Here is a 24,080-nt window from a genome sequence, read left to right as displayed (position 1 = left end):
ATGTGCCTTACCGTCGGACAGGCCGACAGTAAGGCACATTCGCTCGGTGGAAAGCGGGCAGCGGCTCAGAAGCCCTGGCCGGGAACCCAGTTGGTGCCGGCCAGTGGCACCCGCGCCATGGCGGCCGACTCGATGGTCAGGGCCACGAGGTCCTGCGGCTCGAGGTTGCGCAGGTGCGACTTGCCGCAGGCGCGCGCGATGGTCTGGGCCTCCATGGTGAGCACGCGCAGGTAGTTGGCGAGGCGGCGGCCGCCCTCGACCGGATCGAACCGGGCCTGCAGGTCGGGATCCTGCGTGGTGATGCCGGCGGGGTCCTTGCCGTCCTGGAAGTCGTCGTAGAACCCGGCGGCCGAGCCGAGCTTCTCGTACTCCGCCTGGTACCGGGGGTTGTTGTCGCCCAACGCGATCAGCGCCGCGGTGCCGATGGCGACGGCGTCCGCGCCGAGGGCCATGGCCTTGGCGACGTCGGCGCCGGACCGGATGCCGCCGGAGACGACGAGCTGCACGCCACCGGCGGTGCGGTGCATCCCCATCTCCTGCAACGCCTGCACGGCCTGCGGGATCGCGGCGAGCGTGGGAATGCCGACGTGCTCGATGAACACGTCCTGCGTGGCGGCCGTGCCACCCTGCATGCCGTCGACCACGACGACGTCGGCACCGGCCTTCACGGCGAGCTTGACGTCGTAGTAGGTGCGGGTCGCGCCGACCTTGACGTAGATCGGCTTCTCCCACCCGGTGATCTCGCGCAGCTCGATGATCTTGACGGCGAGGTCGTCCGGGCCGGTCCAGTCGGGGTGCCGGCACGCGCTGCGCTGGTCGATACCGACGGGCAGGGTGCGCATTCCGGCGACGCGCTCGGTGATCTTCTGCCCGAGCAGCATGCCGCCGCCGCCGGGCTTGGCGCCCTGGCCGAGGACGACCTCGATTGCGTCGGCCTTGCGCAGGTCGTCGGGGTTCATTCCGTAGCGCGACGGCAGGTACTGGTAGACGAGGTGCTTGGACTGACCGCGTTCCTCCGGCGTCATGCCGCCGTCGCCGGTGGTGGTGGAGGTGCCGACCTCGCTCGCGCCGCGCCCGAGAGCCTCCTTCGCCCGCCCGGACAGCGCCCCGAAGCTCATGCCGGCGATGGTGACCGGGATGTCGAGGTGCAGCGGGTACTTCGCGTGCCGATCGCCGAGGACCACGTCGGTCTCGCACTTCTCGCGGTAACCCTCGAGCGGGTATCGCGACATCGACGCGCCGAGGAACAGCAGGTCGTCGAAGTGCGGAAGCTTGCGCTTGGCGCCCCATCCGCGGATGTCGTAGATGCCGGTCTCGGCGGCACGCTGGATCTCGTGGATGACGTTGCGGTCGAAGGTGGCCGACTCACGAAGTCCGGGCTGGAAGGTCATGGGAGTCTCCTGGGATGCGGTGCGGGCGGTGCGATCAGTACGCCGAGGCGTTGTCGACGTGGAAGTGGTAGAGCCCGCGGGCGGAGCCGTAGCGGGTGAACTCGGCGGGGTCGGCGTCGAAGCCGGCCGCCCGGAGGAGTTCGCGCAGTTCCTCGAGGTGCTCGGGCCGCATCTCCTTCTTGACGCAGTCCGCACCGAGGGAGGCGACGGTGCCGCGTACGTAGATGCGCGTCTCGTACAACGAATCTCCGAGGGCCTCGCCGGCGTCGCCGAGGACGACGAGCCGTCCGGCCTGTCCCATGAAGGCGCTCATGTGGCCGATGCTGCCGCCGACGACGATGTCGACGCCCTTCATGGAGATGCCGCAGCGGGCGGCGGCGTTGCCCTCGATCACCAGCAGCCCGCCGTGGGCCGTGGCGCCGGCGGACTGGGAGGCGTCCCCGGTGACACGCACGGTGCCCGACATCATGTTCTCGGCGACCCCGACCCCGGCGTTGCCCGCGACGGTGACGGTCGCATGCTTGTTCATCCCGGCGGCGTAGTAGCCGACGTGGCCTTCGATGCGCACGTCGATCGGCCGGTCGAGCCCACACGCGAGGGCGTGCTTGCCCTGGGGATTGGTCACGGTCACCGCGGCCGGGGCCTCGGTGGCCTGCAGTGCGGCGTTCAGTTCGCGCGTGGTGGTGACGTCCAGGTCGTACGTCGTGGTGGCGGGGAGCGTGTCGGTGGGCAGTGTCTCGGTGCGCAGTGTCTCGGTGGTCATGGTCGTCTCCGGCGTCGAAGAGATGGGGGAAGCGTCGGTGCTGGTCAGCGGTGCCATACGTAGACCCGCTCCGGCTCGGGTTCGAAGAGGTGGGCGTCCGCGATGCCGGGTAGGCCGGCGAGAGCCCGGAACTCGGAGGCCATCGCGACGTACGCGTCGGTCTCGGCGACGATCGCCGGCTTGCAGGCGATCGGATCGCGCACGACGGCGAACGAGTCGGACGTCGACACGAGCAGGGTGTAGAACCCGTCGAAGCGCTCCCCGAGCAGGCGCAGGGCCTTCTCCAGGTCGGCGCCCTCCGCGAGGTGCTTGGCGACGAACCGTGCCCCGACCTCGGTGTCGTTCTCGCTGTCGAATGCCACACCCTCGGCCTCGAGCTCCCGCTTGACCGACAGGTGGTTGGAGAACGAGCCGTTGTGCACCAGGCACTGGTCCGGGCCGACGGCGAACGGATGCGACCCGGCGGCGGTGACGGCCGATTCGGTGGCCATGCGGGTGTGGCCGACGCCCTGCCAGCCGGAGGCGGCCGGGATCCCGAAGCGCTCGGCCAGCGCCACCGGATCGCCCATGCTCTTCAGGACGGTCACGTCGTCGCCGAAGCCGATGATCGTTGCGCCGGGATCGACGGCGCGGACGGTGTCGGCGAGCAACTGCGCCGGGACCGGCGCGTGGAGCACCGTGGTGGGGGCCAGGTCGATCGCGGTCACGGTCACGCCGAGTGCGGCACCGGCGGTGGCGGCGACGTCCGGGGCGGCGCCGAGCAGGGACACCGACGCGTGGCCGGCGGGGGAGAAGGTGGGGTCGCCGTAGAGGGCGACTCCGGCCGAATCCGGTCCCCGGTCGACCATCTGGCCGAGCATGCCGGTCAGCAGGCCACCCAGCCGGGGGGCGAGGGAGGCGTCACGCAGGTGAAGCCCGACGATTCCGCACATGGGTCGTCTCTCCTTTACAGGTCGTCGTTCGCGGTGGCCCGTTCGGACCGAACGGGTCAGAAGGCGGTCAGGTAGCTGTCGATCTCCCACGAGGTCACGGTGTTGTGCCAGTGGAAGAACTCCTCCCGCTTGAGGGAGGCGAAGTACTCGGCGACGCCCGGGCCGGCGGCGTCGAGGGCGCCGGTGACGACGGGGTCGGCGGTGAGCGCGTCCATCGCGTGCAGCAGGGTCATCGGCAGCGTCTCCGAGTTCGGGGTGCCGCCGGGTGCGCCGGGATCGAGCTTGCGGTCGATGCCGTCGAGGCCCGCCGCGACGGTCGCGGCGGCAGCGAGGTAGGGGTTGGCCGAGCCGTCCCCGCCGCGCAGCTCGACGCGGTTGCCGTCCGGAACGCGCAGGTAGTGGGTGCGGTCGTTGCCGCCGTACGTGGCGTGCCGCGGCGACCACGTCGCGCCGGAGCTGGTCGCGGTGGCGCCGGTCCGCTTGTAGGAGTTGACGGTCGGGGCGATCACGCCCTGCAGGGCGCAGGCATGGTCGAGGATGCCGGCGATGAACGCGTAGGCGGTCTCGGACAGGCCGAGACCGCGCGGGTCGTCGGCGTCGGGGAAGGCGGAGCCGTCCTCCCGCCACAGCGACAGGTGCATGTGCATGCCCGAGCCGGTGCGGTCGGCGAACGGCTTGGGCATGAACGTCGCGGTCATGCCGCGCTGCTCGGCGAGCACCGAGATCAGGTAGCGCAGGGTGACGACGCGGTCGGCGGTGGTCATCGCGTCGGCGTACTGGAAGTTCTGCTCGAACTGCCCGTTGCCGTCCTCGTGGTCGTTGGCGTAGTTGCCCCAGCCGAGGGAGTTCATCGCCGCGGAGATCGAGGTCAGGTGCTCGTACATGCGGGTGACGTCGCGGGCGTCGTAGCAGGGCTGCCGGGAGGTGTCGAGCACGTCGGCGGTGCGCAGCGTCCCGTCCTCGTCGCGCTGGACGAGGAAGTACTCGATCTCCGCGCCGACCTTGACGGACAGGCCCCGTTCGGCCGCCTTGCCGAGGACCTCCTTCAGGATCACCCGCGGGGCGTAGGGCCAGGGCTCGCCCTCGACGTGGGGATCGCAGTGCACCAGCGCAAGGCCCGGGCGCACGAACGGGATCGGCGTGAAGGAGGTGGGATCCGGGATGGCGACGAGGTCGGGATCCTTGGGGACCTGACCCATGGCTCCGGCGGCGTAGCCCGCGAAGCCGACCCCGTCGGACTGCAGCTCGTCGACCGCCTCGACCGGGACGAGCTTGGCGCAGGGCTTGCCGGCGAGGTTGGTGAACACCGCGAGGATGAAGCGGGTGTCGGTGGCGCGGGCGAGTGCGGCGAGATCGGCGGAGCCGGCGGCATCGGCGGGGGCGTCCGTGGAGGGCAGACGCATCACGGGGAGGTCGGTGGCTTCGAGCGTCATGGGGACTCCTGGGGTTCGGCTGCGAAGTTTCATAAGGTGAATCGCTGTCGAATGCAATGAAACATAGCATGCATGACGGGCGTGTTACGCGGTCGTGAGTTTGTGGTGACGGTCCCGCTCGGCCCGCGCCTCCCGGCGGAGAAACGAATGTTCCTGACGCTGAGAGGATTCGGTTACACGCGTTAACGCGTCGGCAACCGTCGGAGCGTTTCATCTCATTACTGTCTGTTTCACGTCAGCGATCGACGTTCCGTCCTCCCCGCCCACGCCGGTTCAGCCGGCCTCGTTCCTAGGAGCACCCATGGCAGAGACCACCACGGTTCCCGCATTCCGCGTCACCGCCGACTTCTGGAAGAACCTGCCCCAGATGTCCACCGAGGAATTCCCGGGCACCGAGGGCTTCATCGACGACGTCTATCCCAACCCCGAGGGGTCGGAGATGGCCGCGGGCTACTTCAAGCTCGAGCACACCGACGCCCCGCTGGACTACCTGTACGAGTACGACGAGATGAAGGTCGTCCTCGAAGGGGAGTTCCGCCTGGAGAACCTGGACACCGGCCAGGTCGAGATCGCCCGCGCCAAGGACGCGATCTTCTTCCCCAAGGGCTCGCGGATCCGCTTCACCACCCCCGACGGCGCCCTGGCCTTCTACGTCGGCCAGCGCACGTTCGCGCCGTAAGGACCCGGCCATGAGCGTCTGTATGGAGACGACCAGCGTGCCGCGCTGGGGCGAGGAGCGGACCGTGGCCGACGGCGGCAGGACGGTCACCGTCCTGTCGTTCGGCGACGCCGCCACCGACCACGCCCGCCGCCTGGTGACCTCCTTCGAAGGCCGGCGAGTGAGCTGGCTACGGGCGCCCGCCACCTGGGGCGACGCGGCCGCGGAGGTGCTGCAGCGCCAGCTCTCCGCGGCCCGCGTCGGCTGGCGGCTCGTGCTGGTGGGCGACGAGGCCGCCGTCCTCGCCGCCCGGGCCGTGGCCGTCGCCGCGGGGGCGCTCGACGAGGAGATCCTGCCCGAGGTGCTGACCACGGACACGCGCACGGTGTACTGCGCCCACTGCCGACACACCCACGACGCCACCGCCGCGATCGGGCAGACCAGCACGTGCCCCGCGTGCTCGGCGGAACTCGTCGTGTACCACCACGTTTCGCGCCACCACGGCGCATATCTCGGCTACCAGCTCGACGCGGAGGAAAGCTGATGACCCTCGTATCCGACGCCGGAGCGGCCGTCCGGCGCAGCGACGCGACCCTGACCCTCACCGTCGCCGAGGTGGCCACCGTCGCCACCGGAGTGCGGCACGTGCGGTTCGTCGACCCCACAGGTGCGCCGCTGCCGTCGTTCACCCCGGGCAGTCACGTCGTGCTCTCGTGCGGCTTCCACGACGACGGCCGGCCCCGCCGCAACTCCTACTCCCTGACCGGTCCGGAGCTCGAGCCGCAGAGCTATTCGATCTCCGTGCGGCTCGACGAGACCGGCCGGGGCGGCTCCCGCTGGATCCACGCCCTCGAGGTCGGGGACGTCGTGGAGGTCAGCAGGCCCCGAAGTGCCTTCGCGCCGATCCTCACCGCGCGTCACCACATGCTCGTGGCCGGCGGTATCGGCGTCACACCGATCCTCTCGCACGCCCGCGCCGCCGCTCAGTGGGGCCGCTCCTTCGAGGTCCACTACACCTTCCGCGAGGGCGACGGCCCGCACCTCGGCGAGTTGCGCGAACTGTGCGGCGACCGCCTGCACACCTACCACACCCCCGAGGAGTTCTGGGCCGCACTCGGCCCGGCCCTGCTCGATCAGCCGCTCGGCACCCACCTGTACGTGTGCGGGCCCTCCGGTCTCATCGACGAACTCACCCGTCGCGCCCGTGGCGCGGGCTGGCCGGACGCCCGCATCCACTACGAGCACTTCGGTGTCGGCGACCTCGAGCCCGGAACCCCGTTCACCGCGCATCTGCGCCGCACCGGGGTCGACATCGCCGTGAACTCCGGCGTGAGCCTGCTCGAAGCGCTCGAGGCGCGCGGGGTACCGGTGCCCAATCTGTGCCGGCAGGGGGTGTGCGGCGAATGCCGGATCCCGGTGGCGGACGGCGCGATCGAGCACCGCGACCTGTACCTGACCGACGCGGAGAAGCACGCCGGCGACTGCATGATGCCGTGCGTCTCCCGCGCCGGCGGCGAGCGATTGGAGCTGGACCTGTGACTGCCGCAACCGAATTCGAGGTGCTCCCGGAACGCGTCGCGCGGTTCCCGTTCCCCTTCCCTCGGGACACCTACCGGTACAGCACCAACGTCGAGCCGGCCGGGACCCGCGCGGCCACGGCGGCCGGCGGCTGGGGTGAGCACCCGGTCGACATGGACGGCTTCCTCCTCGACGAACTCGCCGAACGACGGCGCGTGCTCGACGCCGACCCGAGCCGCTTCCAGGCGCTCGGGCACATGGAGGTCGCGCAGTGGGACGCGATGCTCACCCTCATGAAGATGCTGGCCGAGGCGTACCCGCAGACGTTCGCGCTCGACCGCGACGGAACCGTCTGGCGGTGGAGCAACCTCGCCCTCGACCTCGAGCAGGCGTTCGTCTACGGGCAGTCCGCCACCCTGCCCGAGCCGCCGCTGCTGTACATCGGCCGGCAGATCCAGGAGGACGTCGTGCTGCTCGACCAGCGCGACGGCGCCCTGTGGGGTGACGCGGGCCTGGTGACGTTCGCGGCGGACTGGTCGCTGCGCTTCGACGTCGGGATGAGCTTCCTGCAGATCCACGGTCCCGTGCCGCGCATCCACACCGAAGGGGTGATCACCCGCGCCCAGTCCTTCCTCATGGGACTGCACGCCGGGCAACGGTATCGGCGCACCAACTGGACCCTCACCGTGGACCGCCGGCTCGACACGGCCACCGAGACGTATCCCGAATGGGGACGCGATCGGCGCCTGCTCGCCGAGGGCCCGCTCGAGGACGTCGGCCGTCGCCTGCACCTGCGGGTCGAGGTGCAGCACCTGATCCGGCTCGGCGCGTCCGGCGCGATCATGTTCCTCATCCGCACCTACCTGCTGCCCTTCGAGGAGATCGCGCTGGTGCCGGAATGGGCCGACCGGCTCTACCGGGTGCTCGAGGAACTGCCCGAGGACATGGCCGACTACAAGGGCATCACGCGCACCCGCGAACCCGGTCTGAAGTGGTTGCGCGAATTCGGAGGTGTGCGGCCGTGAAGAACTCGGGATTCGTCACCGGTGCGGTGCCCCCGATCGATCCGGGCGGGCGCATCCACCTGCTGTTCAGCCTCGGCGACTGCGCCGACGCGCGGGCCGCGGTGACGGCCTGGGCGGCGCAGGCACTCGCCCTCGGCCGCGTCGCGACCACGGTGCCGAACGCGGGCGCGGACGAGGTGTCGCGGCTCGTCCGTGAGGCCCGCGCGGGTGCCCGCGTGCTGATCGCCGGCCCGCGGCGTGAGGCGATGGCCGCGACGGCTGCGGCGCGCACCGCCGGCGTGCTGCCGTGCGAGATGACCACCTACGTCACCGCCGCCGACGGAGTGTCGCTGTTCTGTCCGCACTGCGCCGCCACCCAGTCCGTCGACGCCGCTCCCGGGGCGGTCGTCGCCTGCGGTTCGTGCGGCCTGGACCTCGAGATCCGTCCTCATCTGTCGGGACATCACGGCACCTATCTCGGCGCCGTGGCCTGACCCGCCATCCGGAAAGGAACCTTCGTGACCACCTCCGTCGCCAGCGACCTGTCCTGCCTGCCGTGGCCTTTCCCCGAGGGCGACAGCACGTTCCGTTACGCCGTGAACGTCGAACCGGCGCCGCGCCGCACCGAGACCGCCGCCGGGGCCTGGGGCGAGCACATCGTCGACCTGGGCAAGAGCCACGACGAGTACGTCGAGATGATGCGGTTGCGCCGCTCGATCGTCGAGGCCGACCCCGGGCGCGTGCAGATGCTGCCGCACATGACGCCGGCGTGCTGGGACCTGATGCTCTACTACATGCGCGACATGGCGGCCTCGTTTCCCGACGTCATGCACCTCGACGTCGAGAACGGCGGGTACCGCTGGCGCAACGACCTTCTCGGAATCGATCAATGGTTCGTGCCCGGTGATTCGGGCACCCTGCCGGAACATCCGCTGGTGTTCATCGGGTGTCAGCTGCCCGACGACGTGCTGCTGGTGACCGAGCGCGACGGGCACCTGTGGTTCGACGCGGCGCTGGTCACGTCGTCCGCCGACTGGTCCGTCAAGTTCGACATCGGCATGAGCCTGCACGAGATCCACCGGCCCGTTCCCGGCCTGACCCCGAACGGGGTGACCGACCGCGCCGAGCAGTTCATGCGGCGCCTCACCACCGAGCGGCCGTACCGGCGGGTGAACTGGACCTTCTCCGCGGTCGGCTCGCGGCGCCGGGACACCAGCCTCGAGACGATGCCCGAGTGGATGGACGACATGCCGAGCCTGATCGCCGAACGCGACTGGGGCCGCATCCAGCTGCGCATCGAACTCGAGCACCTGATCCGCCTGCCGATGACGGGGGCGCTGGTGTTCAACATCCGCACCTACATGGCACCGCTCGAGGAGATCGCGCAGGTCCCGGCATGGGCGGAGCAACTCGCCGACATCGTCGAGGAACTGCCCGCCGAGATCGCCGCGTACAAGGGCATCGACTCCTACCGCATGCCGGCGATGGCCTGGCTGCGCGAGCGGACGCGCGCCCGGGCCGCGTAGTGGCGCACCGGATTCACCGGCGGCCGGTACGGTGACGGAGGGAGGGTCTCCGGCGAGGGGAGAGGCGAGCGTGCGAGCGTGGAGCGGACCGGTCGACGGCGGCATCGCCGTCCTGGGAGCGGGCCTGAGCGGACTGTCGCTCGCGGCCCGTCTCGCCGTCGTCCCGGCGCGACCCGGTCCGGTGGTGCTCGTCGACGACGGCGCCCGCGACATCCGTGACGCCGGCTGGGCGTTCTGGTCCCGCCGGTCCGGGCTGCTCGACGCGGCCGTCTCCGCGCGGTTCGCCCGGATCCGGGTCCATGCGGGCGGACGGGCCCGCACGCTCGGCCTCGGCCGATACCGGTACTGCGCCGTCCGCGGAGCCGACCTGGCGACGGTGGTCGGCGAGGTCACGGACGGGGTCGACGACATCGGGCTCCGCACCGGCCGGGTGACGCAGGTGCACGACGGGGCCCGCCCGCGCGTCGCCCTGTCCGACGGCACGGAGCTGCACCCCGAGTGGGTCTTCGACGGCCGGGGCCCCGCCGCCGACGACCCGGGGACGAGCCCCGATGCGTGGCTGGACTTCCGCGGGTGGCGGATCCGCACCGAAGCTCCCCTGTTCGATCCCGACGTCCCCACCCTGTTCGACTTCCGCACCGATCAGCGCCGGGCGGCGTCCTTCGTGTACGTGCTGCCCACCGATACCCGGCACGCCCTCGTCGAGCACACGAGTTTCGCGCACCCCGACGGCGGGCCCGTCGGCACCGCCGCCCACGACGAGGCGCTCCGGGAGTACCTGGCGGCCGTGCTCGGCGCGGACGAGGACACCTACGTCGTGGAGGCGGAGGAGTCCGCGCGGCTGCCGTTGGCGTCGCGGCCGCCCGCGCGGCGCAGCGGCAACATCGTGCGCATCGGCGCCGCGGGCGGAATGCTCAAGGGCAGCAGCGGATATGCGTACCAGCGGATCCAGCGCGACAGTGAGGCGATCGCGCAGTCGCTCGCCCGGCACGGGCATCCCTTCGACGTGCGGCCTGCTCCGTCCCGGTTCGCCCGGTACGACCAGGGGCTGCTGCGGGCCGTCGTCGAGCGGCCCGCGGTGCTCGAGCGCGCCTTCGCGGGCCTGTTCGACCGCTCCTCCGCGGAGCCGATCCTGCGGTTCCTCGACGAGGAGTCGACGTGGCGCGACGAGGCGGCGCTGTTCGCGTCGCTGCCCGCGGCCCCGCTGCTCAGGGCGATGGCCGGTCGCTGACCGTCCCCGGTGGTACCGCGCGACCGGCCGCGGGTGCGGCCTCGGCCCGGGGCGATCGCCATGACGAGGCCGATGCCCGCGTCGCGACGAGGACCCCGAGGAACCCGGCGATCTTGTTCCGGGGGCCGCGGGCGACCCGGTCGGGCCCGGCTCGTTCGATGGGCGAGGTACCGCGCTTCGCCCTAGGGCTGGGCACGTGTCGGACCCGGTGGGGGCAGCGCTGCTGGTGGTGGCCGGCCTGATCACCGCCCGACGGGTGCGCGGCGCGCGCAAGGCGTCGCTGCTCGGTTTCGTGGTCCCGGGCGAGTACCTCGACGCGGACCGCGCCTCGAGTGTGGTTCTGGTCACCGCGGCGGCGGTGATGGTGGCCGCGACGGTCGCCCTCGCGCGGGGCGACGCGGCCGCGTCGTCCCCCGACCAGGCGGTATGTCCTCCGGGGGAACAGTCCGGCCGGCGTCGGCGCTCACGCTCTCGCGGACCTTCGACAAATCTCACTCTTTGTTGGCATGAATTTCGGTGGCGCGGGGTACTCCCCGGTCCATGAGATCGACGAACCGAGAATCGGCCCTTCGGGGCGGTCCCGGCGCGTGGATCGAAGTGAGCGAAAGGTCGCAGACTTTCGTCCGGTCCGCTCGCACTGCGTGCGAGCCTGCTGTCAAGGAGAGCCCCGTGCCATTGTCACCTCACCCGCTCCGGCCGACCGTCGATGTCTGGAACTGGCAGATGCAGGGCTTGTGCCGCGGCGTCGACTCGTCGGTGTTCTTCTCGCCCGACGGCGAACGGGGCCGAGCGCGGTACCAGCGAGAGTCGAAGGCCAAGGAGATGTGCCATCGGTGCCCGGTCATCGAGCAGTGCCGCGAGCACGCGCTCACCATGGGCGAACCCTACGGGGTGTGGGGCGGGATGTCGGTCTCCGAGCGGGAGAAGTACGTGCAGTCCCGGAGACGGAAGATCGCAAGCTGAGCCGGATTTCGCCCGGCACCGACCCCCCGGTCGGTGCCGGGTTCACGTCTCCGGATCCCCTGACGGCTCCGGGACGCCGCCGGCGCCGGGGTCGGCCCGGCCGTGGAGTCCGACCAGGCTCAGCACGTGGTGGGCGGTGCTGCCGGGTGGCGCCACCAACGTGACGGTGGTGTGCTGCTTGGCCGCACGGTCCCGGGCCGTCGAGAGCAACGAGACCCCGGCGGAGCCGAGGCTGGTGACTTCGCTCAGATCCACTGTCACCGACAGTGTTCCGCTGCGGGATACGGCATCGAGGCACCCCTTGAGGATGGGCGCGGTGTCGATGTCGATGTCCCCCCGCACCGCGAGACGACCGGGTTCGGTTTCGGCGACGGCGAATTCGGGCGAGACCTCGGGACGGCCGACGATCGCGCCTTCCGTGAACTCGGTGACGACGCGGGCACTGCGGGTGAGCCGGAACGTGACCGTCGCGGTCGTGCCCGTGTCGTCGCTGTCGACGACGAGGTCGTCGGCGAAGATCCGGACCATCGTGAGCCCGCGGCCACGGCTGTTCGGTAACCGATGTGGCTCCGGGGTTTTCGCGGGGGTCTTCCAGCGGCCCCGGTCCCGCACGCGGACCCGCAGGCAGCCGTCGCCGTCGAGCGTTCCGTCGACGTCGACCGGGGCATGCTCGGCGTCGGTGCCGGAATAGGCGTGCTCGACGACGTTGGACACGAGTTCGGAGACCGCGTGCTCGACGGCCACAGTTCCGGCATGGTCGGCACCGATGCGCACGAGCCATCGCCGCAACGACGTCCGTGCCGACTTCGGCGCCTCCCGGTCGGCGTGGAGCCGAAGCCGCAGGGGATCCGGCATGGCCGTGCGCTGAGCGGCGACGATGGTCACGTCGTCGTTGTATCCGGTTTCCCGGAGCAGGAATTCGAGGATCTCCGCGCACACCCGATCCACCGTGCGGGCGCGCGTGTCCGGAATCGGGAACGACCGGCCGGCCACGCTCAGGGCCGCCCGCTCCGCGAGTTCGGCGGTGCTCGCCGGCGGGGGCCGGCCGGGGCGCTCGATCAGTCCGTCGGTGTAGAGCAGCACGACGTCGCCGGCGGCGAGGGCGTCGGTGGCGACGGGGAACGTCGAGCCGGTACCGATCGGCGTCGCGCCCGAGGGTGGGAGGTATCGGACCGCCCCGGCCGGGCTCGCCACCAGCGGCGGGGGGTGCCCGGCTGTGCAGTAGCGGACTCGGCCGGTGGCGGTGTCGAGGACGACGACACAGACCGTCGCGGTGCGGGCGCCGGGGACGTGCGCCGAGAAGGCGTCGAGGGTGGACAGGGCGGCGGCGACGTCTGCGCCCGCGAGGATCTGCTGGCGCAACACCGCACGGAGCTGCCCCATCACGGCGGCGGCCTCGATGCCGTGTCCGACGACGTCCCCGGTGATCAGTGCGAGTCTGCCGTCCGGCAGTGCGAGTGCGTCGAACCAGTCGCCGCCGGCGGCCGTGTCCTCGGCGGCGACCAGGTAGGCGGCCGCCACCTCGGCCCCCGGCACGACCGGGACGGACGGCGCCAGCAATGCCTGCTGTATCACCGTCACCGCGTCGCGGGCCTGCTCGTACTTCTCCGACATCAGCTGGGCCCGTGCCTCGGCGCCGCGCCGGGCCAGGACACTGTCGGTCACGTCGGAGGCGAAGAAGAGCAGTCCGGCGACACCGCGGTCGGGGTCGCGGCGGGGGGCGATGGTGAAGTCGAAGTAGCGCTCCCGGACCACGCCGCTACCGTCGGTATCGATCTGCAGGCGCCACTCCTTGGCGGTCTCGGCGACGCCGGTCGCCGCCACCCGGTCGAGCAGCTCGAAGAACTGCTGGCCCTCGAGTTCCGGTACGACCTCGCGCACAGGCCGGCCGAGGAGGTCGTCCCGCCCGAGCAGCGCCCGGTAGGCGGCGTTGGTCGCGACGTACACGTGATCGGGTCCCTGCCACGCGCCGAGGGCGAACGGCAGTGCCTCGAATACGCGGAGAACCGTGTCCGGCTCTCCCGTGGCCGAGAACAGGTCCTCGCCTTCCGGCATGACGTGTACCTTCTCCGGTTCCGCGGTGAAGCGTCACCTTCAGTTCTATACCCCGCCGGGGCTTCGGTACAGCGGCGTGCCGGCCGGCCCGGTTCGTCAGCGCATCTCTCCGGCTCCGACGTACGGATTGAGGCTGGCGAGCGGTTTGCCCTCGGCGAAACGGGAGTAGCGGAAGTCGGCGCCGTCGACGGCGGCGTCGCTGCTGATGCCGTCGAGCAGGAGGTCGGCGGCGAGACGGCCCACGGCCGGGGAGATCTTGTAGCCGTGGCCGCTGAAGCCCACGAGCAGGAACAGCCCCGGGGCGGGGGACGGCCCGATGATCGGGTTGTAGTCGGGGGTGGTGTCGTAGCACCCCGCGTACGACGAGGCGAGCCGCGGATCGGGCATGGCCGGCAGCAGCCGGTCGAGCTTCGCGATGGCGGTTTCCACGAACGGGTCGTCGGCGCGATTGACGTAGTCGTCCGGGTCCGCCCATTCCGGGGTGGAGTGGTCGCTGTTGCCCACCAGCAGGTCCCCGTTGGGCTCGCGCCGGATGTACTGCAGGTTCACCAGGTCGGAGAAGGTGGGGATGTCCGGGGTGGGTTCGCCCTGGTCGACCAGCAGGAGTTGTTCCCGCTGGGCCCGGATCGGGATGTCCACCCCGGCGGTCGCGCCGAGCGCCGGCGACCACACGCCGGTCGCGAGCACGACGGTGCCCGCGTGGATCTCGGAGCCGTCCGCGAGGCGCACGCCGTAGACCTCGCCGCCGTCGCGCTGCAGGAGCGAGGTGACGGTGGTGCTCTGGCGCACTCGCACGCCGAGGGCGCGGGCGCGGGTGCCGTAGGCCATTCCGGTCATGTAGGCGTCGCCGTGGCCGCCGAGGGGTTCGTACGCGAAGGCCGCGAAGGGATCGAGGGCGATTCCGGGCAGCAGCCGGCGGACCTCGTCGGCGTCGATCGTCTCGACGGGCACACCGAGGGAGCGGTGCATCTCGACGTTGGCGGCGAGCGGGGCGGTGTTGTCGGGCCCGACGCCGACGACGTATCCGGTCTGCCGGAAGCCGGTGTCGGTGCCGAAGATCTGCTCGGCCTCGGAGAAGACCTGCACGCCGTGCCAGGCCATCGCCGCCAGCGACGGAACGCCGTAATGGCAGCGGGCGATGCCGCTCGACTTGCCGGTCATGCCGGAACACAGGGTCCCGCGTTCCAGGACGAGAACGTCGGTTTCGCCGCGCTCGGCGAGGCACCAGGCCGCAGCCAGGCCCTCGAGTCCGCCGCCGACGATGACGATGTTCGCGGTTTCGGTCATCGTGCTTCCTCACAACTCGCAACAGGGGGTGGTTTCGTACTGAGAAACAGTGTTGCACGAAATGAAACAGCTGTGCCCGCCCCCGTGTGACAACGACGTAAAACCTCTGGGCGGCAACGTTCCATTGCCGACGCCGGTAGCCTCGTCCGCATGACCCCCGCCGTCCGCCCGGTCACCAGACGGGACATTCCGGTCTTCGCCCGTACCCTCGCCGACGCGTTCTTCGACGATCCGGTGATGATGTGGATGTGGCCCGACGACGAGCGCCGGCGCCGAGGTCTGCCACGCATGTTCGCCGCGGAGGCGCGCCACCACCTGCTGGCGCACGGCGGACTCGAGATCGCCGAGGGTCCGGACGGTGCCACCGGGGGCGCGACCATGTGGGCGCCGCCGGGTCGATGGAAGGTCACCGGCTGGCGGTCGGTGCTGGTCACCGCGGGAATGATCCACGCGCTCGGCGCCCGCGCCCGCGTCGGCGCCGAGGTCGACGGCGCACTCGAGGATGCGCATCCGGCCGAGCCGCACTGGTACCTCTCCGCCATCGGGACTGGAAACGCCACGCGCGGAGGGGGATTCGGGAAGGCGCTGTTGCGGTCCCGGCTGGACCGCTGTGACGCCGAAGGCGTGCCCGCCTACCTCGAATCGAGCAAGGAGAAGAACATCTCCTACTACGAGCGGTTCGGCTTCCGGGTCACCGGCGAGATCGCCGTCCCGAACGGCGGCCCCACCCTGTGGAAGATGTGGCGCGAGCCCGTGCCGCGGTGACCCGGCGCGCGTCCCGCGGTGGCACTACGATGCCGTCCCCGCCCAGCGGCCACCGCTGAGGGGCGGCCGCTGCGCAGCCCCTGATCGGACGTGTCTCCGATCAACGGCGTCCGGTCAGTGCGAGTGCGCCGAGGCCGAGCGCGGCGCCGAGAAGCATGGCCAGGGCCATGGGGACGGCGGTGTCCTCGCCCGCGATCCCCACGAGCGGGGCCACGAGGGCCGCGAGGAGGAACTGCAGGGCGCCGAGGAGCGCGGAGCCGGTGCCGGCGGCGTGACGGACCTGCTCCAGAGCGCTGGTCGCGGCGTTCGCGATCACCAGGCCGAGGCTCGAGACCGCGAACCACAGCACCACCACCGTGGCCGGGAGTGCCGGGCCGAGCAGGGCGTTGACCAGCAGCAACGCGGACAGTGCGGTCAGGAGGACCAGGCCGACGGTCAACAGGCGGTGCGATTGCCCCAGTCCGAGATCGAAGTCCTGCGGGTGTTGTCCGACCGTCCCGGCGCGACCGTGTCCGATCTCGCTCGTGTGCTCGGACTGCAGAGCAGCAACGTCAGCGCGACGGTGCGCAGCCTGGTCCAGCGGGGACTGGTGGCCCGCACGTCCAACCCCCGGGACGGACGGTCCCACCACCTGCACCGGACACCCTTGGCGGAGCACAACGGCCACCTGATCCGTCGGATGTGGGCCACCGGTGTGGAGCGCCTGCTGGCCGAGATGGAGCCGGACGACGCGGCCGCCCTCGTCGCCGTTGCCCCGCTGCTCGAGCGCCTGGCCGCGCTGTCCGCAGACCACCCGCCCGTGGGCTGACCGCTCGCTCCCGTGCGGAGGGCCGGCGGCGTATCCCGACCGGGCCGTGTCGGCTCCCCGGTGACGCCTCCGGCGAGCACTACCCTCGGGCACCATGACCGCATTCGACGACCTCGACGACTATCTCGCTCTCCCTCGCGTCACCGCTCTCGCGCTGTCGCCGGACGGGACCCGCGTCGTGATCGCCCAGTCCACCCTGGACGAGGAGGGGACCGGGTACGTCGGGGCGCTGTGGGAGGTCGACCCGCAGGGACACGCGCCCGCCCGGCGGCTCACGTGGGGCGCGAAGGGCGAGTCGAATCCCGTCTTCACCGCCGCCGGCGACCTGCTGTTCACCGCCGCCCGGGCCGACGGGACGGACGGCGATGACGCCCCCGCCGCGCTGTGGCGGCTGCCCGCCGCCGGCGGCGAAGCGCAGCGGGTGGTCTCCCGCAAGGGAGGCGTGCGCCGCGTGTGGGCGGCCGAGGCGGCGGACCGGATCGTGGTGACGGCGGACGTGCTCGGCCGCACCGACGGCGACGACGAACGGATCCGGGACGCCCGCAAGAAGCGCAAGGTCTCCGCCGTGCTGCACACCGGATACCCGGTGCGCCACTGGGATCACGACCTCGGACCGGCCGAACCGCACCTGCTCGCCCTCGCGGACGGCCCGCACGCGCCCCTGTCGGACCTGACCCCCGGACCCGGAGGCGCCCTGCGTGAGGCGTCCCTCGACCTCGCCGCCGACGGCAGCTTCGTCGTCACCACCTGGTCGGTGCCCGGGCCGCTCGCGTCCCGCCGCATCGCCCTGGTGCGCATCGACACCGACACCGGACTGCGCACGGTCCTCGTCGACGACGAGACCGCGGACGTGTTCGCCCCCGCGATCGCGCCGGACGGCACCCGGGTGGCGTTCCTGCACGAAACGCACTCCGACCCCGAGACGGCGCCGCGAATCACTCTGCGGCTGTTCGACCTTCGCTCGGGTGAGACGACGCAGCTGGTGCCCGGGTGGGACCGGTGGCCGACGTCGGTCGTCTGGCGGCCCGACTCCGGGGCCCTGCTCGTGACCGCCGACGAACACGGCCGCGCCCCGATCTTCCAGGTGGCGCTGTGGGCCGACGTCCCCACGCCGTTGACCACCGACGCCGCCGCCTACACCGACCTGCGCGTCGCGCCCGACGGAACGTGCGTCTACGCCCTGCGCGCCGCCTACGACACACCGCCGCACCCGGTGCGGATCGCGCTCGACGGCCCCGGCACCGTCACCGCGCTGCGCGCCCCCGCGGAGCTGCCCGAACTGCCCGGCCGCCTCACGGAGATCACCACCGCCGCCGCCGACGGCACCCCGCTGCGGGCCTGGCTGGCCCTACCGGCCACCGCCGATCCCGACGCACCCGCGCCGCTGCTGCTGTGGATCCACGGCGGCCCGCTCGGCTCCTGGAACACCTGGTCGTGGCGGTGGAACCCGTGGCTGCTCGTCGCCCGCGGCTACGCCGTGCTGCTCCCGGACCCCGCGCTGTCCTCCGGTTACGGGCAGGACTTCGTCCAACGCGGGTGGGGCCGCTGGGGCAAGGAGCCCTACACCGACCTGATGGCCCTGACCGACGCGGCGATCGAGCTACCCGAGATCGACGCCGAGCGCACCGCCGCGATGGGTGGATCCTTCGGCGGCTACATGGCCAACTGGATCGCCGGGCACACCGACCGGTTCCACGCGATCGTCACCCACGCGAGCCTGTGGGCCCTGGACCAGTTCGGGCCCACCACGGACTCGGCCTGGTACTGGGCCCGGGAGATGACTCCCGAGATGGCGGTGGAGAACTCGCCGCACCTGTACGTCGCCGACATCGTCACCCCCATGCTGGTGATCCACGGCGACAAGGACTATCGCGTGCCGATCGGGGAGGGACTGCGGCTGTGGTACGAGCTGCTGTCCGAGTCGGGAATACCCGCCGCCGCCGACGGCTCCACCGTGCACCGCTTCCTCTACTTCCCCGACGAGAACCACTGGGTGCTCAGCCCCCAGCACGCGAAGATCTGGTACGAGGTGGTCGAGGCGTTCCTCTCGGAGCACGTGCTCGCGCGCCCCCGGGAACTGCCCGAGGTGCTCGGCTGACGCGGATCGCGCCGGTGCGCGGCTCGGGATTCGAGCAGCACCTCCGCCGGGGGCGACGCTCACCCGCCCAGCGTCCGCACCCGCTCCAGCACCGGGGCGAAGGCCTCGAGGTACGGCCCGTGGACGGTGTAGTAGGTGAAGCCGTAGCGGTCGCGGTTGCGCAGGACCTGATCGGCCATCCGTTCCACCGTGCCGATCAGTGCGAACGGCGTGTCCAGCAGCTCCTCGACGCCCATCATCGGACCGTAGCGCTCGAGCAGTGCCCGCGCCGCGCCCTCGCGGTCGCCGGTCACCACGACCGCCTGGACCAGCACCTGCCACTCGAGGCGGTCCGCGCGGCCGCCGGCGCACTCGCGGGCGAACCGCACGCGCTCGTCGGCCTCGGCGGCCGTCGCGATGCGCAGCACCCCGGGTGCCTGTCCGGGCACCTGCACGGCACCGGCCACCCCCACGATGTCGGCGCGCTCGGCCGCCAGCCGCAGCACCCGCTCCCCGGTGCCGCCGATCAGCAGCGGGGGACCGGTGCCGTCGAACCCGCGCCGCTGGACCGGCTGCAGCGGTGCCAGACCCATGCCGGCGCGCAGCTCGGCCTGCTGCGGGTACCCGCCCTCCGCGAAGCGGCGCCCCAGACCGTCGATCAGGGCCTCGAGCCGATCGACGCGGCGCCCGATCGGCTCCCAGCCGATGCCGGCCTCGTCGAATTCCCACTTCATGTGCCCGGCGCCGAGGCCGAGCTCGAGCCGGCCGCCCGTGAGGACGTCGGTGGTCGCGACGTCGCGGGCCAGCAGCTCCGCGTTCCAGAACGGAGCGTTGAGGACGAGCGTGCCCACTCGCAGCCGCTCGGTCGCCTGCGCCGCGGCGACGAGCGTGGGAAACGGCGCGGGGACCCCCAGGTGGTCCGCGGCGAACAGCGTGTCGTACCCGAGGGCCTCGACGCGGCGGCACCAGCCGGCGAACGCGCCGGCCGACTCCAGGGCGAAGACGTTCGTGGCGAAGCGGAACTCGTTCACATCTGTCACGGTGCCGTACCCGTGATCCGCAGTCCAGCAGGCCCGCTCCGGGTCCGTGGGGCGTGTGCAGGCGGTTTGCCTCCGCTGACTACGATTGCGGGGTGACCAGTGCGCCAGAGAACCACCAGAACCCCGCCGACGCCCTCCCCAAGAGCTGGGACCCCAGCGCCGTAGAGGACGAGCTGTACCAGGGCTGGGTGGACGCCGGTTACTTCGTCGCCGATCCGTCCAGCGACAAGCCCGGCTACTCGATCGTGCTGCCGCCGCCGAACGTCACCGGCAGCCTGCACATGGGGCACGCCCTCGACCACACCCTGATGGACGCGCTGTCGCGCCGCAAACGCATGCAGGGCTACGAGGTGCTCTGGCTGCCCGGCATGGACCACGCCGGCATCGCCACCCAGACCGTCGTCGAGAAGCAGCTCGCGGTGGACGGGAAGGCCAAGGAGGACTTCGGCCGCGAACTGTTCGTCGACAAGGTCTGGGACTGGAAGCGCGAATCCGGCGGCACCATCCAGGGCCAGATGCGCCGCATCGGGGACGGCGTCGACTGGTCCCGCGACCGGTTCACCATGGACGAGGGCCTCTCGCGGGCCGTGCAGACGATGTTCAAGCGGCTCTACGACGACGGATTGATCTACCGGGCCGAGCGACTGGTGAACTGGTCGCCCGTGCTGCAGACCGCGATCTCCGACATCGAGGTCAAGTTCGAGGAGGTCGAGGGCGAACTCGTGTCGCTGCGCTACGGCTCCCTCAACGACGACGAGCCGCACGTGATCGTCGCCACCACCCGTGTGGAGACGATGCTGGGCGACACGGCCGTCGCGGTGCACCCGGACGACGAGCGCTACAAGCACCTGGTCGGCACCACCCTCGAGCACCCCCTCACCGGCCGGCGGATCCCCGTATTCGCCGACGAGTACGTCGACCCCGAATTCGGCACCGGCGCCGTGAAGATCACGCCCGCGCACGACCCCAACGACTTCGAGATGGGCCTGCGGCACAACCTGCCGATGCCCACCATCATGGACAAGGCCGGCAAGATCGCCGACACCGGAACGCAATTCGACGGCATGGACCGGTTCGAGGCGCGGGTCAAGGTGCGCGAGGCGCTGGCCGAGCAGGGGCGGGTCGTCGCCGAGAAGCGTCCCTACCTGCACAGCGTCGGTCACTCCGAGCGCAGTGGCGAGACCATCGAGCCCCGGCTGTCGATGCAGTGGTGGGTCAAGGTCGATGCCCTCGCCAAGGCGGCGGGCGACGCGGTCCGCAACGGCCACACCGTGATTCACCCGGCCAGTCAGGAGCCGCGCTGGTTCGCCTGGGTCGACAACATGCACGACTGGTGCATCTCGCGGCAGTTGTGGTGGGGGCACCGCATCCCGATCTGGTACGGCCCCGACGGCGAGGTCGAGTGCTTCGGTCCGGACCAGACCGCCCCCGAGGGGTGGGAGCAGGACCCCGACGTGCTCGACACCTGGTTCTCCTCGGGCCTGTGGCCGTTCTCCACGATGGGCTGGCCCGACACGACGCCGGAGCTCGAAAAGTTCTATCCCACAAGCGTGCTCGTCACAGGTTACGACATCCTGTTCTTCTGGGTGGCCCGGATGATGATGTTCGGCCTGTACGTCGCGAACGACGACGCGATCACCGCCGGCGGGAAGTCCGGCGTCCAGGTGCCGTTCAAGGACCTGTTCCTGCACGGCCTCGTGCGCGACCAGTACGGCAAGAAGATGTCCAAGTCGCGCGGCAACGGCATCGATCCGCTGGACTGGGTGGAGCGGTACGGCGCCGACGCACTGCGCTTCACCCTGGCCCGCGGCGCCAACCCCGGGAGCGACCTCGCCGTGGGCGAGGACCACGCGCAGTCCTCCCGCAACTTCGCCAACAAGCTGTTCAACGCGACCAAGTTCGCCCTCATGAACGGCGCCGTCGTCACCGAGCTGCCGGCGCGGGCTGCGCTCACCGACGCGGACCGGTGGATCCTCGACCGGCTCGAGCAGGTCCGCGCCGAGGTCGACGAGGCGTTCGAACGGTTCGAGTTCTCCAAGGCGTGCGAGGCGCTCTACCACTTCGCGTGGGACGAGGTGTGTGACTGGTACCTCGAGCTCGCCAAGGTGCAGCTCGCCGACGGCAGCGAGTACGCGGAGGGGACCAAGGCGGTCCTCGGCAACGTCCTCGACCAGCTGCTGCGCCTGCTGCACCCGGTGATCCCGTTCGTCACCGAAACCCTCTGGAAGGTGCTCACCGGCGGCGAGTCCGTGGTCGTCGCGTCGTGGCCGGGCACCAGCGGGGTCGCGGCCGACGCCGACTCCGCGCGCCGCGTCGAGGATCTGCAGAGGCTCGTCACCGAGGTCCGCCGCTTCCGCAGCGACCAGGGCCTCAAGCCGTCGCAGAAGGTCGCCGCGCGGCTCACCGAGATCGACGCCGCCGACCTGGCCGCCCAGGTGCCGGCCGTGCGGTCGCTGGCGCGACTGACCGAGCCGGCGGACGGGTTCTCCGCCACCGCCTCCATCGAGGTGCGCCTGTCCCGCGCCACCGTCACCGTCGAGCTGGACACCTCCGGCACCGTCGACGTGGCGGCCGAGCGTGCCCGTCTGGGCAAGGATCTCGCGGTCGCCGAGAAGGAGCTCGCGGGCACGTCCGCCAAGCTCGGCAACGAGGCGTTCCTCGCCAAGGCGCCCGCGGCGGTCGTCGAGAAGATCACCGCCCGCAAGCAGATCGCGGAGGAGGAGATCGCCCGGATCACCGCCCGACTCCAGGAGCTGGGGTCGGCGTGAGCGAGGACCGGTCCGCGGCGACGCCGGCGCAGCCTTCGCCGGTCGACCTGGCCGAGCTGACCCTCGTCGAGGCCGAACTCGACAAGCGCTGGCCCGAAACGAAGATCGAGCCGTCGCTCACCCGGATCGCGGCGCTGATGGATCTGCTCGGATCCCCGCAGCGCAGCTATCCGGCCATCCAGATCGCCGGCACCAACGGCAAGACGTCGGTGAGCCGGATGATCGACGCCCTGCTGACCCGGTTGCACCGGCGGACCGGCCGCACCACGAGCCCGCACCTGCAGCTGGCCACCGAGCGGATCAGCATCGACGGGGCGCCGGTCTCGCCGCGCACCTACGTCGACACCTACCGCGAACTCGAGCCGTACGTCGCGATGATCGACGCGCAGTCGCAGGCTGCGGGGGGCCCGGCGATGAGCAAGTTCGAGGTGACCACGGCGATGGCCTTCGCCGCGTTCGCCGAGGCTCCCGTCGACGTCGCCGTCGTCGAGGTGGGGCTCGGTGGCACCTGGGACGCCACCAACGTCGTCGACGCGCAGGTTGCGGTGATCACCCCGATCGGGCTCGACCACACCGAGTACCTCGGCCCCGACCTCCCGACGATCGCGGGGGAGAAGGCCGGGATCATCAAGAAGGCTCCCGACGACGGGCTGGTGCCCCGCGACACCGTCGCCGTCCTGGCCCAGCAGGAGCCCGAGGTGATGGAGGTGCTGCTGCGGCGGGCCGTCGAGGCGGATGCCGCCGTGGCGCGCGAGGGCTCCGAGTTCAAGGTCCTGGCCCGGCGCATCGCCGTGGGGGGTCAGCAGCTCGAGCTGCAGGGCCTGGGCGGGGTGTACACCGACATCTTCCTGCCGCTGCACGGCGAGCACCAGGCCCGCAACGCGTCGCTCGCGCTCGCCGCCGTGGAGGCGTTCTTCGGCGCCGGCGCCGACCGGCAGCTCGACGGCGACGCGGTGCGCGCGGCGTTCGCGTCGGTGCTCAACCCGGGCCGGCTCGAACGGGTGCGCAGCGCCCCGACGGTCTTCCTCGACGCCGCCCACAACCCCCACGGGGCGAAGGCGCTCGCCGCGGCCCTGGCCGACGAGTTCGACTTCCGCAAGCTGGTCGGAGTGGTGTCGGTGATGGCCGACAAGGATGTGCCCGGCCTGCTCGACGCGCTCGAGCCGGTGTTCGACGAGATCGTCGTCACCCACAACGGTTCGCCGCGGGCCATGGACGTCGACGAGCTCGCCGACCTGGCCGTGGCTCGGTTCGGCGACGAACGCGTGGTGGTCGCGCAGACACTGCCCGACGCCCTCGAGACGGCCATCGCCATCGCCGAGGAGGTCGCCGAGCCCGGTGAGGCAGTATCGGGGGCGGGTGTCGTGGTCACCGGTTCGGTGGTGACCGCCGGCGCCGCCCGCACTCTCTTCGGAAAGGACCCCGCGTGAGCGAGGCAGCTGACAACTCCGGCGAATCGCCGGCTCGGGACTCCGCCGTCCGGCCCCCGGCGAAGGACCCGTGGAAGGGACTGCGCGGCGTCATGGCCGGCACGCTCGTCCTCGAAGCCATCGTGGTCCTGCTCGTGCTGCCGGTCGTCGCGGTCATCGGCGGGGGGCTGACGTGGTTCTCGGGCGGCTACATCGTGTTCCTCGCCGTCGCGATGATCGCGGGTGCCGGGCTGCAGGGCCGGCCGTGGGCGCTCTGGTACAACCTCGCGCTGCAGGTGCTGACCCTGCTGGGCTTCGTGGTGGACCTGTCGCTCGGCATCGTCGGCGTGCTCTTCAGTGTGGTCTGGGGCTACATCCTGTACCTGCGCAAGGACATGAAGGACCGCGAGGCGCGGGGTCTGCTGCCGGGGCAGCGGGGCTGACCACTACGC

The 24,080-nt window shown here is 71.4% G+C and carries 22 protein-coding genes; 14 read left to right on the top strand and 8 right to left on the bottom strand.

Going from position 1 to position 24,080, the window contains the following annotated elements; genetic code table 11:
* Positions 1-65: 65 nt before the first annotated feature.
* The 4 genes from ACWPOB_RS26520 to glnT are packed head-to-tail and all read right to left on the bottom strand — an operon-like array spanning position 66 to position 4,519.
* On the bottom strand, positions 66-1,391 hold the full coding sequence (locus tag ACWPOB_RS26520; protein ID WP_100056508.1) for an FMN-binding glutamate synthase family protein: 1,326 nt from the start codon (positions 1,389-1,391) through the stop codon (positions 66-68).
* Positions 1,392-1,425: 34 nt separating this feature from the next.
* Positions 1,426-2,154, bottom strand: a complete 729-nt coding sequence (locus ACWPOB_RS26515) for a GltB/FmdC/FwdC-like GXGXG domain-containing protein (protein ID WP_100056514.1) — start codon at positions 2,152-2,154, stop codon at positions 1,426-1,428.
* Between the two features lie 44 nt (positions 2,155-2,198).
* Positions 2,199-3,086, bottom strand: coding sequence for a glutamine amidotransferase (locus ACWPOB_RS26510; protein WP_455402648.1), 888 nt, complete (start codon positions 3,084-3,086; stop codon positions 2,199-2,201).
* A 56-nt stretch (positions 3,087-3,142) separates the two neighbouring features.
* The gene (gene glnT / locus ACWPOB_RS26505) at positions 3,143-4,519 is read right to left on the bottom strand and encodes a type III glutamate--ammonia ligase (protein ID WP_455402647.1); all 1,377 of its coding nucleotides are present in this window, start codon (positions 4,517-4,519) and stop codon (positions 3,143-3,145) included.
* Between the two features lie 301 nt (positions 4,520-4,820).
* Between glnT and ACWPOB_RS26500 the strand changes: the two genes are divergently transcribed.
* The 8 genes from ACWPOB_RS26500 to ACWPOB_RS26465 all read left to right on the top strand — a co-directional run bounded on the left by ACWPOB_RS26500 (position 4,821) and on the right by ACWPOB_RS26465 (position 11,419).
* The gene (locus ACWPOB_RS26500) at positions 4,821-5,198 is read left to right on the top strand and encodes a cupin domain-containing protein (RefSeq protein WP_100056510.1); all 378 of its coding nucleotides are present in this window, start codon (positions 4,821-4,823) and stop codon (positions 5,196-5,198) included.
* Between the two features lie 10 nt (positions 5,199-5,208).
* On the top strand, positions 5,209-5,721 hold the full coding sequence (locus ACWPOB_RS26495; protein ID WP_455402646.1) for a 50S ribosomal protein L32: 513 nt from the start codon (positions 5,209-5,211) through the stop codon (positions 5,719-5,721).
* Positions 5,721-6,716, top strand: coding sequence for a PDR/VanB family oxidoreductase (locus ACWPOB_RS26490; protein WP_100056512.1), 996 nt, complete (start codon positions 5,721-5,723; stop codon positions 6,714-6,716). The genes ACWPOB_RS26495 and ACWPOB_RS26490 overlap by 1 nt, the downstream gene beginning before the upstream one ends.
* Positions 6,713-7,720 carry a heme-dependent oxidative N-demethylase family protein gene (locus ACWPOB_RS26485; RefSeq protein ID WP_100056513.1) on the top strand — a complete coding sequence of 336 codons (1,008 nt, stop codon included), beginning with the start codon at positions 6,713-6,715 and terminating at the stop codon, positions 7,718-7,720. Before ACWPOB_RS26490 ends, ACWPOB_RS26485 begins: the two co-directional genes overlap by 4 nt.
* The gene (locus ACWPOB_RS26480; protein ID WP_455402645.1) at positions 7,717-8,193 is read left to right on the top strand and encodes a dimethylamine monooxygenase subunit DmmA family protein; all 477 of its coding nucleotides are present in this window, start codon (positions 7,717-7,719) and stop codon (positions 8,191-8,193) included. Before ACWPOB_RS26485 ends, ACWPOB_RS26480 begins: the two co-directional genes overlap by 4 nt.
* 24 nt (positions 8,194-8,217) lie before the next feature.
* Positions 8,218-9,225, top strand: a complete 1,008-nt coding sequence (locus ACWPOB_RS26475; protein WP_100057405.1) for a heme-dependent oxidative N-demethylase family protein — start codon at positions 8,218-8,220, stop codon at positions 9,223-9,225.
* Between the two features lie 70 nt (positions 9,226-9,295).
* A complete protein-coding gene (locus ACWPOB_RS26470; RefSeq protein ID WP_455402644.1) occupies positions 9,296-10,456 on the top strand; it encodes a lycopene cyclase family protein in 1,161 nt (386 codons plus the stop codon).
* Between the two features lie 723 nt (positions 10,457-11,179).
* Complete coding sequence (locus ACWPOB_RS26465; protein WP_044476011.1) at positions 11,180-11,419, top strand: WhiB family transcriptional regulator; 240 nt, start codon at positions 11,180-11,182, stop codon at positions 11,417-11,419.
* A 42-nt stretch (positions 11,420-11,461) separates the two neighbouring features.
* Here the strand turns inward: ACWPOB_RS26465 and ACWPOB_RS26460 are convergent, their stop codons facing one another.
* The gene (locus tag ACWPOB_RS26460; RefSeq protein WP_455402643.1) at positions 11,462-13,474 is read right to left on the bottom strand and encodes a SpoIIE family protein phosphatase; all 2,013 of its coding nucleotides are present in this window, start codon (positions 13,472-13,474) and stop codon (positions 11,462-11,464) included.
* A gap of 96 nt (positions 13,475-13,570) precedes the next feature.
* On the bottom strand, positions 13,571-14,761 hold the full coding sequence (locus ACWPOB_RS26455; RefSeq protein ID WP_100057403.1) for an NAD(P)/FAD-dependent oxidoreductase: 1,191 nt from the start codon (positions 14,759-14,761) through the stop codon (positions 13,571-13,573).
* A 150-nt stretch (positions 14,762-14,911) separates the two neighbouring features.
* On the opposite strand from ACWPOB_RS26455, the gene ACWPOB_RS26450 reads away from it, so the two are divergent.
* Entirely contained in the window at positions 14,912-15,526 is a 615-nt protein-coding gene (locus ACWPOB_RS26450; RefSeq protein ID WP_455402642.1) for a GNAT family N-acetyltransferase, read from the top strand.
* A 100-nt stretch (positions 15,527-15,626) separates the two neighbouring features.
* Here ACWPOB_RS26450 and ACWPOB_RS26445 read toward each other — a convergent pair whose 3' ends face one another.
* A complete protein-coding gene (locus ACWPOB_RS26445) occupies positions 15,627-15,965 on the bottom strand; it encodes a hypothetical protein (protein ID WP_455402641.1) in 339 nt (112 codons plus the stop codon).
* A 6-nt stretch (positions 15,966-15,971) separates the two neighbouring features.
* Between ACWPOB_RS26445 and ACWPOB_RS26440 the strand changes: the two genes are divergently transcribed.
* Both ACWPOB_RS26440 and ACWPOB_RS26435 read left to right on the top strand, forming a co-directional pair.
* Positions 15,972-16,334, top strand: coding sequence for a MarR family transcriptional regulator (locus ACWPOB_RS26440; RefSeq protein WP_100057406.1), 363 nt, complete (start codon positions 15,972-15,974; stop codon positions 16,332-16,334).
* Between the two features lie 94 nt (positions 16,335-16,428).
* Positions 16,429-18,432 (top strand): prolyl oligopeptidase family serine peptidase, encoded by a 2,004-nt coding sequence (locus tag ACWPOB_RS26435; protein WP_455402640.1) that lies wholly within the window; start codon positions 16,429-16,431, stop codon positions 18,430-18,432.
* Positions 18,433-18,491: 59 nt separating this feature from the next.
* Here ACWPOB_RS26435 and ACWPOB_RS26430 read toward each other — a convergent pair whose 3' ends face one another.
* Positions 18,492-19,442 carry a TIGR03621 family F420-dependent LLM class oxidoreductase gene (locus ACWPOB_RS26430; RefSeq protein ID WP_455402639.1) on the bottom strand — a complete coding sequence of 317 codons (951 nt, stop codon included), beginning with the start codon at positions 19,440-19,442 and terminating at the stop codon, positions 18,492-18,494.
* Between the two features lie 101 nt (positions 19,443-19,543).
* On the opposite strand from ACWPOB_RS26430, the gene ACWPOB_RS26425 reads away from it, so the two are divergent.
* Genes ACWPOB_RS26425 through ACWPOB_RS26415 form a run of 3 tightly spaced genes read left to right on the top strand, consistent with a single transcriptional unit; the run spans position 19,544 to position 24,071 of the window.
* Entirely contained in the window at positions 19,544-22,219 is a 2,676-nt protein-coding gene (locus ACWPOB_RS26425; protein ID WP_455402638.1) for a valine--tRNA ligase, read from the top strand.
* Entirely contained in the window at positions 22,216-23,649 is a 1,434-nt protein-coding gene (gene folC, locus ACWPOB_RS26420; RefSeq protein WP_455402637.1) for a bifunctional tetrahydrofolate synthase/dihydrofolate synthase, read from the top strand. Before ACWPOB_RS26425 ends, folC begins: the two co-directional genes overlap by 4 nt.
* The gene (locus ACWPOB_RS26415) at positions 23,646-24,071 is read left to right on the top strand and encodes a DUF4233 domain-containing protein (protein ID WP_100058973.1); all 426 of its coding nucleotides are present in this window, start codon (positions 23,646-23,648) and stop codon (positions 24,069-24,071) included. Before folC ends, ACWPOB_RS26415 begins: the two co-directional genes overlap by 4 nt.
* Positions 24,072-24,080: the final 9 nt, after the last annotated feature.

This window comes from Rhodococcus sp. 2H158 (assembly GCF_053764755.1).
This window is presented reverse-complemented; position numbering and strand designations above follow the sequence as displayed.

Coding starts and splice junctions, on each gene's coding strand:
- ACWPOB_RS26520 (WP_100056508.1), bottom strand. CDS start 1,391: ATGACCTTCCAGCCCGGACTTCGTGAGTCGGCCACCTTCGACCGCAAC.
- ACWPOB_RS26515 (WP_100056514.1), bottom strand. CDS start 2,154: ATGACCACCGAGACACTGCGCACCGAGACACTGCCCACCGACACGCTC.
- ACWPOB_RS26510 (WP_455402648.1), bottom strand. CDS start 3,086: ATGTGCGGAATCGTCGGGCTTCACCTGCGTGACGCCTCCCTCGCCCCC.
- glnT (WP_455402647.1), bottom strand. CDS start 4,519: ATGACGCTCGAAGCCACCGACCTCCCCGTGATGCGTCTGCCCTCCACG.
- ACWPOB_RS26500 (WP_100056510.1), top strand. CDS start 4,821: ATGGCAGAGACCACCACGGTTCCCGCATTCCGCGTCACCGCCGACTTC.
- ACWPOB_RS26495 (WP_455402646.1), top strand. CDS start 5,209: ATGAGCGTCTGTATGGAGACGACCAGCGTGCCGCGCTGGGGCGAGGAG.
- ACWPOB_RS26490 (WP_100056512.1), top strand. CDS start 5,721: ATGACCCTCGTATCCGACGCCGGAGCGGCCGTCCGGCGCAGCGACGCG.
- ACWPOB_RS26465 (WP_044476011.1), top strand. CDS start 11,180: ATGCAGGGCTTGTGCCGCGGCGTCGACTCGTCGGTGTTCTTCTCGCCC.
- ACWPOB_RS26460 (WP_455402643.1), bottom strand. CDS start 13,474: ATGCCGGAAGGCGAGGACCTGTTCTCGGCCACGGGAGAGCCGGACACG.
- ACWPOB_RS26455 (WP_100057403.1), bottom strand. CDS start 14,761: ATGACCGAAACCGCGAACATCGTCATCGTCGGCGGCGGACTCGAGGGC.
- ACWPOB_RS26450 (WP_455402642.1), top strand. CDS start 14,912: ATGACCCCCGCCGTCCGCCCGGTCACCAGACGGGACATTCCGGTCTTC.
- ACWPOB_RS26435 (WP_455402640.1), top strand. CDS start 16,429: ATGACCGCATTCGACGACCTCGACGACTATCTCGCTCTCCCTCGCGTC.